Raw genomic sequence first — 12,167 nt, forward strand, 5'->3', positions numbered from 1 at the left:
ACCCGCGGGAAAGGCCCCCGGCCGGGTGAGACTCTCCTCGATCGCCGTCATCCCTTGATCGCTCCTGACATGATTCCTCCGATGATCTGCCGGCCCAGGGCCGCGAAGACGGCCACGACGGGCACCGTCGCCAGCACCGTGCCGGTGAGCACGAGCGCGTAGTCGGTCGTGTAACCGCTGGCCAGCGAGGAGAGCGCGACCTGCACGGTCGGGTTCTCCGGGGTGAGGACCACCAGCGGCCAGAAGAAGTCGTTCCATGCCTGCATGAACGTGAACAGCCCGAGCACGGCCGCGGCCGGCCGCGCCGCGGGCACCACCACGTGCCAGAACAGGCGCAAGGTGGAGCAGCCGTCGATCCGCCCGGCCTCCAGGAGTTCGTCCGGCACCGCGCTCGACAGGTACTGCGTCATGAAGAAGACGCCGAACGCCGTGACCAGGCCGGGCACGATCACCGCCTCCAGCCGGCCGGTCCAGCCGAGCTCCGCCATGAGGATGTAGAGCGGGATGATCCCGAGCTGGTGCGGCACGGTGGTGGTCGCGATGGCCACGACCAGCAACGACGTCCGGCCCCGGAAGCGAAGCTTGGCGAACGCGAACCCGGCCAGCGTGGAGAAGAGCACGACCGAGACGGTGACCGAGCCGGAGACGATGAAGGAGTTGAGCATCGCCTTGCCGAACGCGGTCGTGTCGAAGACCCGCGCGATGTTCTCGAACAGGTGCCCGCCGGGCGTCAGGACGGGAGGCACGCGGGCGATGGCGTCGTTGTCGTGCGACGCCACGATGAGCGACCAGTAGACGGGGAACAGGGAGCCGAGCAGGACGGCGACCAGCGCCGCATAGGTCCAGAACCCGGCCGAACGGCGCCCGCCGCGGGGGCGGGCCGCCCGCGAGCGGGGCACGCGCGCCTGCCGGGGCGCCTCGGTGATGATCGTCGTCACGTCAGCTCCTCCTGATCCGGCGGGTGATCGAGTAGTTGACCAGAGCCATGACCACGATGATCAGGCACAGGGTCCATGCGATCGCCGAGGCGTAGCCGAACTTGTACAGGCTGAACCCCTGCTCGTAGAGGTAGAGGCCGACGGTCTGGAACTGCCGGTCCGAGCCTCCCGTGGGGTTGCCCGTGCCGGCTTGGAACAGCAGCGGCTCGGCGATGATCTGGAAGCCGCCGATGGTGGACACGACCGCGGTGAAGATGATCGTCGGCCGCAGCATCGGGATCGTGATCTTCCGGAACTGGGTGAACTGGCCGGCCCCGTCCAGCGTCGCGGCCTCGTACAGATGCTCGGGAATCGTCTGCATGGCGGCCAGGTAGATCAGCGCGTTGTAGCCGGTCCACCGCCAGATGACGATGAGCGAGATGGCGATGTGCGAGGACAGGGTGCCCGCCTGCCAGTCCACCGGGTCGAGCCCCACCAGATCGAGCGCCCAGTTGACCATGCCGAAGTCGCGGCCGAAGAGCTGGGCGAAGATGATCGTGACGGCGACGATGGACGTCACGTTGGGCAGCAGCACGCCCATCCGGAAGAACGTCCGGGCACGCAGGCTGCGGTTGAGCATGTGCGCGATGAACAGGGCCGCGAGCAGCTGCGGCACGGTGGACAGCAGCCAGATGCTGACGGTGTTGAACAGCGCGTTCCAGAAGTAGTCGTCGGTCAGCAGTTCGGCGTAGTTCGCCAGCCCCACCCAGTGCCGGGTGGGCTCCAGCAGGTTCCAGTTCGTGAGCGAGACGTACGCGGTGTACAGCAGCGGGAACATCCCCACCGCGCCGAACAGCAGGAAGAACGGGGCGATGTAGAAGTACGGCGAGCCCTTGACGTCGAGCTGGTAGGCCCAGCGGCGCCGTGGCCCGGATCGTGCGAGGGTCATGGGTCCATCCCGGGGGAAGGGGTGACGGCGGGCCCTTACGTCCCGCCGTCACCCGGCTTGGCTGGGCGGCTACTGCTCGATGCGCTCGACGTCCTTGAGCATCTGCTCCCAGGCCTGCGGGCCGTCCTGCTTGCCCTCCTCCACCCGGTTGATCGCGTCGCGGATGGCGGTCTGGATGTCGCCGGCCCGCGGCCCTTGGTACTGCGGCTTCAGGTTCAGCGCGGCGGTGGTGAAGACCTGCCCGACCGGGGCGTCGTTGAAGAAGGCGTTCTTCAGGTTCTTGACCTCGGGCTTCTCGTACGTCGCCACGGTCGAAGGCAGGATGCCGTGCGCCTTGAACACCTCGATCTGCTGCTCGGGAGCCGTCAGCCAGGTGATCAGGTCCACCGCCTCCTTCGCGTGCTTGCTCTGCGCCGGAACCGTCAGGTAGGAACCGCCCCAGTTGCCGCCGCCGCCGGGGATGGCCGCGATGTCCCACTTGCCGGCGAATGCCTTGGCCTGGTCTTGGATCTTGGCGAGCATCCAGGCGGGGCAGGCGATGGTGGCGAACTGGCTCTTGGCGAAGCCGGTGTTCCACGCCGGGGAGCTGCCCACCAGCTTGGCCGACTCGCCGTCGGCCACGGCCTTGAGCACCTCGTCGTACGCCGAGCGGACCACCGGGTTGGTGGCGACGACCACGTGGTCGGAGGAGTCGTAGTAGCCGGTCTCGGCCTGCCCGATCATCGCGTTGAAGATCTGCGCGCCGCCGTCGAAGAAGCTCGCGCCCTCCGGCTTGTTCGCGGTGTACTTCCGGCCGGCCTCGAAGTACGACGCCCAGTCCGGCCATAGCTTGCTGACCTCGTCGCGCTCGGTGGGCAGGCCGGCCTTCTCGAACAGGTCTCGCCGGTAGCACATGGCCAGGCCGCCGACGTCCGTCCCGTATCCGATCTGGGCCCCGTTCTTGGCCACCGACGCCTGCCACTTCCACGGCAACCACCGGTCCTTGAGCCCGTCGGCGCCGTGCTTGCGCAGGTCGACGAAGCGCTCCGGCTGCGCCCTGAACTGGGCGATGAAGCCGGTGTCGATGCCCTCCACGTCCGCCGCGCCGCTGCCCGTCGCCAGATGGGCGGCCAGGTTGCGGTGGTGGTCGTTGTACGCCGACGTACGCTCGACGATCTTGATGTTCGGGTGGGCGGCCTCGTACTTGGCGTACAGGTCCTTGAACCCCATGTTCCCGAACAGGTTGAGGGTGAGGGTGACGCGCCCGTCGCCGGACGAGCCGGACGAGCCGCCGCAGCCGGCGGTGAGCACGCCGACGGCGAGCACACCCACGAGCAGACGAAGTTTCGCAGCAGACACCGTGAACTCCTTGGCAGGGAGAAGGGGCGTGGCTGCGAGATGCGACGGTCGAGCCGCGGCAACGAAAAGCATCGACCGATACGCCCGCCATAAGACATAACAGCGGCATGCGGTGTCAAATCACGAAAACGTAACGCCAATAAAATTACCGTCCACCTTGACAGACTTCCCAAGGTTGCGTAATTTCCGTCGAAACCGGTTACATGAAACCGGTTGCAGCGAGATGTGACAGCGTTCGATCCGTGGCAACGATCAGAGAGCCGGCACGCCTGTGCGGCGTGTCCCCGGCGACCGTCTCCCGCGTTTTCGACAATCCGGAGGTAGCGAACGCGAAGACCAGGACGCGGGTTCTGTGGACGGCCCGCCGAATCGGCTACCTGCCCAACGAGTCCGTCCGCACGCCGGCCACCTCGTCGCCGGCGGGGAGAGGAACGGTGAGCGGACCGGCGACGCCTTCGTGCGGGCCGTGCGCAGGCACAACCTGGACGGCGTGGTGATGACCGAGCACGCGGGACCGAGGCCGTCCCTCGCCCTCCCGGCCCGGCTGTCGCTGAAGTCCGCGACCTCGGGTCAGCGGGCGGCGCCGGGGACGCGGAGCCGGTCGACGGCCTCGCGGCGGCGCCGCTCGGGCCGCCGGTCGTACCGCGCGGTGGTGGCGGGGGAGGCGTGGCCCACCAGGGCCTGGGTGGTGGCGAGGTCGACCCCGGCGTCGAGCAGCTCGCCGATGAACGTACGCCGGAAGTCGTGCGGCGTCCGCGGTGACGCCCCGGCGGCGGCCAGGCGGCGGGAGACGATGTCGGCGATGGCCTGGCCGGTCATGTGGGCCAGGCGCAGCCGCCCGCCCTTGTTGATGGGGCAGAACAGAGGGCCCGTCGCCCGGCCGCGTACGGCGAGCCAGAGGTCGAGACGTTCGACGGCCTCCGCGGTCAGGTAGACGAGTCGTTCCTTGTCGCCCTTGCCGCGCACCCGCAGGGAGCGGGCGTGGGGATCGAAGTCGGCCAAAGTGAGCCCGGCGATCTCGGCCCGGCGGCAGCCGGTGGAGTAGAGCGCCGCGAGCATCGCGCCGTCGCGGCGGCCGGCGGGGGAGTGGTCGCCGTCGCACACCTCGAGCGCCGCCGCCAGCGCCTCGGCCTCGACGTGCCGTCCCGCCGGGACACGGGTGTGCTTGTAGGCGGGCAGGTCGGCGGCGCGCTGGTAGTCCTCGCCGCTCATCAGGCCGAGCCGCCACGCCTCCTTGAGCACGCGGCGGAGAGCGACCAGGTGCTTGTTGACGTGGGCGGGGGACCAGCCCTGCTCCCGCATCAGCGTGCGCAGCCGGATCGTGTGCTCGTAGCGGAGCAGTTCCCAGGGTTGTCCGGCACCGGTCGCCTCCGGGTCGCCGGTGATGAGACGGGCGATGCGGTCGAGGCAGCCCTTCATGGTGCGCTTGGACTCGGGGCTCTGCAGCGCGTCGAGATACACCTGGTAGGGGTCGCGTCCGGGCCGTACCGGGATGTCCCGCTCGGGGACGGCGGGGGTTTTCATCGACCGTGATCCTACTATGAATCTACATTGTAAAGGCGTCCGGTTGTTGCAAGATCATCTAGGTCCGTTACCAAGAACCCCGGCAACAATCGGGTCAGGTCAGTTGCGCGCGGACCCATCGGGGATCGGGGTTGACGTGGGGAGTGCCCGCCACCACCACGGTCGGCACGGTCTCGTCGCCGCCGGTGGCCGCCCGGACCGCCGCGGCGCCTTCCGGGTCGCGCCAGATGTCGACCCAGTGCGCCCGGTGAGCGTGCAGGCCGAGCCGGGTGCGCAGGCGCAGGCAGTAGCGGCAGCCGGGGCGCCAGTAGACGATCGGGCGGCCGTCGGTCGCGCTGCGGCGCAGCGCCTCGGCGGCGCTGACGGATCTCGGGAACGCCAAGGGGGACAGCAGGACGCCCGCCACCAGGAACAGCAGGAGCAGTGTGACGGCGCCGCCCGTCGATCCCTGGGCGATCTGCCGGCCCGCCGCGGCGAGCCCGAGGGCCAGGAAGAGGATCGGCAGCATCCATCGGCGCAGCATGACGATCACGCTAGCGCACGACGCGGCGCGCCTTCGCCCCGCGTCCGCCCCGCTGTGCCAGGCCGGTCACCGGCGTGGGGGTCACCACCGGCTGATGAGCGGGGTGTCCGGTGCGTGCCGCCGCCAGGCTTCGGCGAGGCGGGCGAGGCGGGCCGGGGCGGCGATGCTCCGTACGGTTGCGATCTTGCCGCCCGCGACGTCGAACGTCACGGCGCCGATGACCCGGTCGCCGATCACGAAGAGGATGGCGGGGGCGCGGTTGACGAGGGCGTAGTGGATGGCGGGCGTCCCGCCGGCGAATCGCCGCTTGGCGGGTGTGGGCTTGAAGCCGGCCCGGAAGACGGCGGCGACGCGCTGCGGAGTGTCGTACCACATCAGCTTCCCGGCGAGGCCGGCGCCGTCGGTGATCGCGGTCGCGTCGTCGGTGAGCAGCTCCACCAGGCGTTCGGTACGGCCCGAGGAGGCGGCGGCGAGGAATTCCTCGACCACCCTGCGGGCGGATGCCGGGTCGACCGCGCCGTTGCGGCGCGCGGCGGTGACGCGGCGCCGGGACCGGTGGAGGTGCTGCTGGCTCGCGGACTCGGTGATGTCGAGGATCTCCGCGATTTCGGCGTGGCTGTAGGAGAACGCTTCGCGCAGGACGTAGACGGCTCGTTCGACGGGCGACAGGCGCTCCATGAGCGTCAGCACGGCCAGGGAGACCGATTCGCGCTGCTCGAACGAGTCGGCCGGGCCGAGCATCGGGTCGCCGTCGAGGAGTGGTTCGGGCAGCCAGGCGCCGGCGGTGCGTTCGCGGCGGGCTCGCGCCGAGCGGAGCCGGTCGAGGCACAGGTTGGTGACGACCTTGGTCAGCCAGGCTTCCGGCACCTCGATCCGTTGCCGGTCCGCGGCCTGCCAGTGCAGGAACGCGTCCTGCACGGTGTCCTCGGCGTCGGCGGCCGAGCCCAGCAGACGGTAGGCCAGTGAGGCCAGCCGGTTCCGGCTGGCCTCGAACCGGCCGATGTCGAAGCGATCCGTGGCGCTGCTGTGCACGTGCACCACCCTAGGCGGCTACGCGAGGGCCTTTTCGGTGGTCGCGTCCGGTGCGGCGGCGAGGCGGCGCTTGTGCCTGGGCACGCCGAAGGTCGGGTGCGAGGTGGCCCACAGCGACATCGTGAGGATGCCCGCCTTGACCCGCGCGGCCTTCCGGCCGCCCACGTACTTCGGCTTCGCTCGCCCTTCGTCGTCGACCATCTGCAGGATCCCGTCCCGCCGCCCGAGGCTGATGTGGTTGTACGCGTAGGCCAGCTTGGTGTGGGTGATCTCGCGGCCGGTCAGGCGTCCCATGATCGCCTCGACGGCCTGCCGGCCGGTGTAGCCGGCTGAGGCGCAGGACATTGGAAGGGGGCGGCCGTTGTCGCCGATGGCGTGGGCGCTGTCGCCGATGGCGTAGACGTCCGGGTGCGAGACCGAGCGCATGGTGCGGTCGACGACGATCTGGCCGTTCCCGGTGACGTGCAGCCCGCCGATGGCGGCGATGGGGCTGAGCGCGAACCCGGCCGTCCACACGGTCGCGTCGGACGCCAAGGCGGTGCCGTCGGCGCACAGCACCCGTGCCGCTTCCACGGCTTCGACGCTGGTGTGCTCCATGACGGTGATGCCCAGCCGGTCGCAGGCCCGGCGCAGGTGGCCGCGGGCCCCTGTGGAGAGCCGGGCGCCCAGCTCGCCGCGGGCGACCAGCGTGACCGACAGGCCGGGGCGGGATTCGGCGATCTCGGTGGCGGTCTCGATGCCGGTCAGCCCGTCGCCGACGACCACCACTCGCCCGCCTCCGCCCCGCCTGTCCAGCCTGTCCAGGCGCTCGCGCAGGCGCAGCGCCGCGGGCCTGGCGGCGACGTCGAAGGCGTGCTCGGCCGCGCCGGGTACGGCGTGGTCGTCGCCGTGGCTGCCGAGCGCGTACACGAGCGTGTCGTAGCCGAGTTCGCCGCCGCCGTCGGCGTCGGCCACGGCGACGACCCTGCGCTCGGGGTCGACGACGGTGACGCGGGCCAGGCGCAGCCGTATTTCCGTGCCCGAGAAGACGTCGGCGAGTTCGGGGGCCTCGATGTCCCGGCCGGCCGCCAGCTGGTGCAGCCGCATGCGCTGGACGAAGTCCGGCACGGCGTTGACCACGGTGATCTCGGTGTCCGCCGGGGACAGCCGGCGGGCCAGGGTCCCCGCCGCGTAGGCCCCGGCATAGCCGGCGCCGAGGACGACGATGCGGTGCTTCATGCGATGCTCCTGTCGGTTCGCTTGCTCTCGGTGACCTGAGCGGAGCAGCGCCCCGATTCCTGACAGGAACGCATGTGGCATGGGTCACACAGCGTCAGAAGCATCGCCGTACCGTACGGCATGCGGAACCGGGGTGCGCATAGAATTCGCAGGCGATGACGGAGTACAGCTCGCAGGCAGACCCGGCGCGGAGTCTGGCCCTGCTGTGGCGCACGGGTGAGCGGACCGGGCGCAAGGGCAAACCGGATCTCGGCGTCGACCGGATCGTGCGTGCGGCGATTTCGGTGGCCGACGCCGAGGGCCTGGCCGCGCTGTCCATGCGGAAGGTCGCCGAACAGCTCGGCGTGGGGACGATGTCCCTGTACACCTACGTCCCGGGCAAGGCCGAGCTGATCGATGTCATGGTCGACACGGCGTACGGCGAGCTGCCCGCGCCCGCGGAGGTGCCGGGCGGCTGGCGGGGCAGGCTGGAGCTGATCGCCCGGGAGAACCTGGCGTTGTACCGGCGGCATCCGTGGGTGCTGCAGGTGTCGACGGCGAGCCGGCCCCCGCTCGGCCCCAACTTCATCGCGAAGTACGACTACGAGTTGCGGGCGGTCGACGGCATCGGCCTGGACGACCTCGAGATGGACTCGGTGGTCACACTGCTCAACGGCTACGTGAGCGGCGCGGCGCGGGGCGCGGTGGAGGCGGCGCAGGCGCCGGGCGACACGGGCGTGACCGACGAGCAGTGGTGGTACGCCCACGCGCCCTACCTGGCCAAGGTGTTCGATCCGCGGCGCTATCCGCTGGCGGCACGGGTGGGCGCGGCGGCGGGCGAGGCCTACAACGCGGCCTACGACCCGGACCAGGCGTTCGAGTTCGGCCTGCAGCGTGTGCTCGACGGCATCGGGGCGTTCGTCGCCGCCCGCACCGCCGTCTAAAGAGTCGGTAGGCCGGGCGGTGGATCCGCGCGTGCCTGCGTGACTACGGCCCCCGGTCCGGGGAACCTGCCCAGGCGGAGATCCGCACAGCGGCGGCCGGGGAACGGGGGCAGGGCGATGGCGACCACCGCGGGCGAGGCCGGGACCGGTCCGGAGCCGGCCAGTCTGCGCCTGCCGGGCATCGTGCTCGGGGTGGGGCTGGGCGGGTTCGTCGACGGGATCCTGCTGCACCAGCTCCTGCAGTGGCACCACATGCTGAGCAGCACGGACAGCGACCGCATCGGGGTGCGGTACTACGACCCCCGCACGGTCTCGGGGCTGGAGATGAACACGGTGTGGGACGGCCTGTTCCACACCGTGTGCTGGCTCGCGGTGCTGATCGGCCTCGCGATCCTGTACTCCCGGGTCACCCGCGAGCGGCGCCGGGTGTGGACCTCGCGGGTGCTGTGGGGGTGGATCCTGGCCGGTTGGGGCGTGTTCAATCTCGTCGAAGGCGTCCTGGACCACCAGATCCTGGGCATCCACCACGTGCGGGGCGGCCCCCACCAGCTGTGGTGGGACCTCGGCTTCCTCGTCCTGGGCGCGCTGCTGCTCGCCGGGGGTTACCTGCTCGCGCGCAGCGGGCGCTCCTTCGATCCCGCCGGGGCTCCCGCGTGACGGGTCACGGCGCCCACGTCGCGGGGGTGTCCGGCGTGCTCGCGCCGGTCCTCGTGCTGCTCGTCTACCTTCACCTGGCCCGGCGGGCGCGCCGCCGCAATCCGGTCCTGGGCTGGAGCGGGTGGCGTACGGCGAGCTTCGCCGCCGGGATTTCCCTGGTGGCGGCGGCGCTCCTGCCGCCCGTCGCGTCTTTCGCCCACGGCGACTTCCGCGGTCACATGGTGCAGCACCTGCTGATCGGGATGTACGCCCCGATCGGGCTGGTGCTGGGCGCTCCCGTCACCCTGCTGCTGCGGGCCCTGCCCGTCGCCGGGGCGCGGCGGCTGACCGCCGTGGTGCACAGCGGTCCCGGCCGGTTGGCGGCCCATCCGGTGACGGCACTGCTGCTGTCCACCGGCAGCCTCGTGGTGCTCTACTTCACGCCGCTGTACGAGGCCGCTGCGGCGCATCCGGCCGGGCACTGGCTGCTGCACGCCCACTTCCTGCTGTCGGGCTGCCTGTTCGCCCATGTGATCGCCGGTCCCGATCCCGCGCCCGCCAGGCCGGGCGTACGGGCCCGCCTGGTCTACCTGGGCTGCGCCATCGCCGTGCACGCGGTCGTCGCGCAGCTGATGTACGGCGGCTTGTGGCTGGAGGTGCGGGCCCCCGTGGCCGAGGTGCGGGGCGGCGCGGAGATCATGTACTACGGCGGCGACATCGCGGAGCTCCTTGTCGCCGCCGCCCTCGTCAGCACCTGGCGTCCCGAGCGCCGTGATCGTCCCGAGCGCCGTCGGCGACCGGCTGCCCGGGCCGCGGGCCGCCCTTGATCCAGATCATGGAACCCGGTCTGCGGGCCTCGCGGCGGATCTTCCACAGCGCGACCTTGCAGGTCAGCTCCTTGTACATGGCGCCCATGCGGCCGTCGAAGTAGACGTTCGTCGCGGTGTCGTCCTTGCGGGCGAACTGCCGCAGGCCGGCGCGCCGGCCGAGGCTGACACACGACCCCGTGAAGGCCAGGTCGATCACCGCCGGAGCGGTTCCCGCGATGCGGCTCAGCACGGTGTCGGCGGCCCGTGCCCCCAGCGGTCCGGCGGCGTAGCAGCTCATCCGCAGCGGCCGGCCCGACGGCGCGGCGGCGTCTCCGGCCGCGACGACGTGGTCGTCGTCGACGCTGGTCAGCGTCTCGTCGGTGAGCAGCCGGCCGAGCGCGTCGGTGCGCAGCCCGCTGGCCGCCGCCAACCGCGGCACACCGAAACCGGCGGCCCAGATGGTCAACGCGCTGGCCCGGACCACCCCGTCGGCGAAGACGACCGCATCCGGCCGGACCTCGTTCACCGCGGCGGCCTCGAGCACCACGACACCGTGCCGGGACAGCCACGTGGCCAGGGAACGGCGACCCGGCGCACTCAGCGACGGCGCCAGGGTGTGGCCGCACACGAGCGTGACGCCGCGCCCCTGCCCGGCCAGCTCGGCGGCCGTCTCGACACCGGTCAGCCCGCCGCCGACCACGGTGATCGGAGCGTCGGGGGGCAGCTCACGCAGTCTGGCGCGCAGCCGCCGCGCGGGCTCGAGTTCGGCGATGGGCACGGCGAACTCGGCCGCGCCGGGCACCGATGCCGGTATCGCGCAGGTGCTGCCGACCGCGTAGACGACGTAGTCGTAGCCGAGGGCGCGGCCCGACGCCAGCCGTACCGTGCGGGCGGCGGTGTCGATGCGCTCGGCGCTGTCGACGACCAGCCTGACGCCGTCGCCGAGCAGCGTGCCGTAGTCCGCCGTGGCCTGGCCGGTGCCGGCCGCGAACTGGTGCAGCCGGATTCGGTCGACGAACTCCGGGCGTGGGTTGACCAGCGTGACGCCGATGTCGGGGCGCGTCCGCAGCCGGTTGGCCGCGAGCGTGCCGGCGTAGCCGCCGCCGATGACGACGACCTTGTGGGCGGCGTGGTGTCCGGTCGTGGACATGGTGGGTTCCCTTCTCGAACTCGCGCTGAGTGGCTCTTCCACCTGTCCGACAACGCACCTGCCCGGAATGTGAGGCGAGCCGCCGGCCTTACAGTTCGCCGCGCTGTCTTGTCGGACTGGTAGGGATGACGCGACCAAGGGAGCCGAGCACACCATGACCATCCAGTCCGAGCCGGGAGGCGGCCGGGTCGATCCCGGCCTGAGCGTGATCATGAGCGAGCGGCGTCAGCTGATCAACCTGGCGTATCGCCTTCTCGGTTCCCTGGCCGACGCCGAGGACGTCGTGCAGGAGACCTACGCCCGCTGGTACGCCATGTCCCGGCGGCAGCAGGACGCCATCGCGTCCCCCGGCGCCTGGCTGACCAGGGTCGCCGGACGCATCTGCCTCAACGTGCTCTCCTCCGCGCGGGCCCGGCGGGAGACCTACGTGGGGGAATGGATTCCCGAGCCGCTGCCCGACCCCGGGGAGTGGCCCGGCGGGCGGCCGGGCGGTGCCACGGCCGACCCGGCCGACCGGATCACCCTGGACGAGTCGGTCAACCTGGCCTTCCTCGTCGTGCTCGACTCGATGACCCCGGCCGAGCGGGTCGCGTTCGTCCTGCACGACGTCTTCCGCTACTCCTTCGCCGAAGTGGCCGACATCGTCGGCCGCACCCCGGCCGCCTGCCGTCAGCTGGCCTCCTCCGCCCGCCGTCGCATCCGCGGCACACAGGCCCCCGTGGCTCCCGCGGCCCGTCAGGCCCGGATCGTCAAAGACTTCAAACGGGCGTTGGAAGCCGGGGACATCGACGCCCTCATCGGGCTCCTCGACCCCGGGGCCACGGCGGTCAGCGACGGCGGCGGCCTGGTCAGCACCACGCTGCACCCGATCGAAGGCGCCGAGCGGATCGTGCGCTCCCTGGTGCGTCTCCGGGGCAGGCTCCGCGGCCTGACGATCCTGGAGCGTACGGTCAACGGCCGGCCCGGGCTGGTCGCCCAGCAGGATGGAGTGACCGTGTCGGTGTACGGGTTCGAGGTCGCCGGCGACCGGATCACGCACATCTGGGCGGTGCGCAACCCGGACAAGCTCCGGCCGTGGACGACGGGTTCGCCCCGATAGCACGCCGGCCTGCCGCCGCGGTGCGGGGGCAGGCCGGTGCCGGGGGGGT

The 12,167-nt window shown here is 71.3% G+C and carries 13 protein-coding genes; 5 read left to right on the forward strand and 8 right to left on the reverse strand.

The features are described 5' to 3' along the window. Positions 1-47 precede the first annotated feature (47 nt). From AAH991_RS34775 to AAH991_RS34785, 3 genes are all read right to left on the reverse strand, one after another. Complete coding sequence (locus tag AAH991_RS34775) at positions 48-938, reverse strand: carbohydrate ABC transporter permease (RefSeq protein WP_346230179.1); 891 nt, start codon at positions 936-938, stop codon at positions 48-50. A 1-nt stretch (position 939) separates the two neighbouring features. Further along, the gene (locus AAH991_RS34780) at positions 940-1,866 is read right to left on the reverse strand and encodes a carbohydrate ABC transporter permease (protein WP_346230180.1); all 927 of its coding nucleotides are present in this window, start codon (positions 1,864-1,866) and stop codon (positions 940-942) included. Between the two features lie 69 nt (positions 1,867-1,935). Continuing rightward, a complete protein-coding gene (locus tag AAH991_RS34785; protein ID WP_346230181.1) occupies positions 1,936-3,204 on the reverse strand; it encodes an ABC transporter substrate-binding protein in 1,269 nt (422 codons plus the stop codon). 203 nt (positions 3,205-3,407) lie between these two features. Between AAH991_RS34785 and AAH991_RS40580 the strand changes: the two genes are divergently transcribed. Continuing rightward, entirely contained in the window at positions 3,408-3,701 is a 294-nt protein-coding gene (locus AAH991_RS40580; protein WP_428834064.1) for a LacI family DNA-binding transcriptional regulator, read from the forward strand. Positions 3,702-3,774: 73 nt separating this feature from the next. On the opposite strand, the gene AAH991_RS34790 is transcribed toward AAH991_RS40580, so the two are convergent. From AAH991_RS34790 to AAH991_RS34805, 4 genes are all read right to left on the reverse strand, one after another. Beyond that, positions 3,775-4,728 (reverse strand): tyrosine-type recombinase/integrase, encoded by a 954-nt coding sequence (locus AAH991_RS34790; protein WP_346230182.1) that lies wholly within the window; start codon positions 4,726-4,728, stop codon positions 3,775-3,777. Positions 4,729-4,822: 94 nt separating this feature from the next. Continuing rightward, the gene (locus AAH991_RS34795) at positions 4,823-5,251 is read right to left on the reverse strand and encodes a glutaredoxin domain-containing protein (RefSeq protein ID WP_346230183.1); all 429 of its coding nucleotides are present in this window, start codon (positions 5,249-5,251) and stop codon (positions 4,823-4,825) included. An 81-nt stretch (positions 5,252-5,332) separates the two neighbouring features. Next, a complete protein-coding gene (locus AAH991_RS34800) occupies positions 5,333-6,283 on the reverse strand; it encodes a sigma-70 family RNA polymerase sigma factor (protein WP_346230184.1) in 951 nt (316 codons plus the stop codon). Positions 6,284-6,301: 18 nt separating this feature from the next. Further along, on the reverse strand, positions 6,302-7,501 hold the full coding sequence (locus tag AAH991_RS34805; protein ID WP_346230185.1) for an NAD(P)/FAD-dependent oxidoreductase: 1,200 nt from the start codon (positions 7,499-7,501) through the stop codon (positions 6,302-6,304). A gap of 155 nt (positions 7,502-7,656) precedes the next feature. Here AAH991_RS34805 and AAH991_RS34810 point away from each other — a divergent pair, with 155 nt between their 5' ends. From AAH991_RS34810 to AAH991_RS34820, 3 genes are all read left to right on the forward strand, one after another. Then, positions 7,657-8,424: a TetR/AcrR family transcriptional regulator gene (locus tag AAH991_RS34810; protein WP_346230186.1), complete on the forward strand. Its 768-nt coding sequence runs from the start codon at positions 7,657-7,659 to the stop codon at positions 8,422-8,424. A 117-nt stretch (positions 8,425-8,541) separates the two neighbouring features. After that, positions 8,542-9,081, forward strand: coding sequence for a DUF2243 domain-containing protein (locus tag AAH991_RS34815; protein ID WP_346230187.1), 540 nt, complete (start codon positions 8,542-8,544; stop codon positions 9,079-9,081). After that, positions 9,078-9,887 carry a cytochrome c oxidase assembly protein gene (locus AAH991_RS34820; RefSeq protein ID WP_346230188.1) on the forward strand — a complete coding sequence of 270 codons (810 nt, stop codon included), beginning with the start codon at positions 9,078-9,080 and terminating at the stop codon, positions 9,885-9,887. The genes AAH991_RS34815 and AAH991_RS34820 overlap by 4 nt, the downstream gene beginning before the upstream one ends. On the opposite strand, the gene AAH991_RS34825 is transcribed toward AAH991_RS34820, so the two are convergent. After that, positions 9,808-11,019 (reverse strand): NAD(P)/FAD-dependent oxidoreductase, encoded by a 1,212-nt coding sequence (locus AAH991_RS34825; protein WP_346230189.1) that lies wholly within the window; start codon positions 11,017-11,019, stop codon positions 9,808-9,810. The genes AAH991_RS34820 and AAH991_RS34825 overlap by 80 nt on opposite strands. A 154-nt stretch (positions 11,020-11,173) precedes the next feature. On the opposite strand from AAH991_RS34825, the gene sigJ reads away from it, so the two are divergent. Next, complete coding sequence (gene sigJ / locus AAH991_RS34830) at positions 11,174-12,118, forward strand: RNA polymerase sigma factor SigJ (protein WP_346230190.1); 945 nt, start codon at positions 11,174-11,176, stop codon at positions 12,116-12,118. Positions 12,119-12,167 lie beyond the last annotated feature (49 nt).

The organism is Microbispora sp. ZYX-F-249 (assembly GCF_039649665.1).
Taxonomy (GTDB): domain Bacteria; phylum Actinomycetota; class Actinomycetes; order Streptosporangiales; family Streptosporangiaceae; genus Microbispora; species Microbispora maris.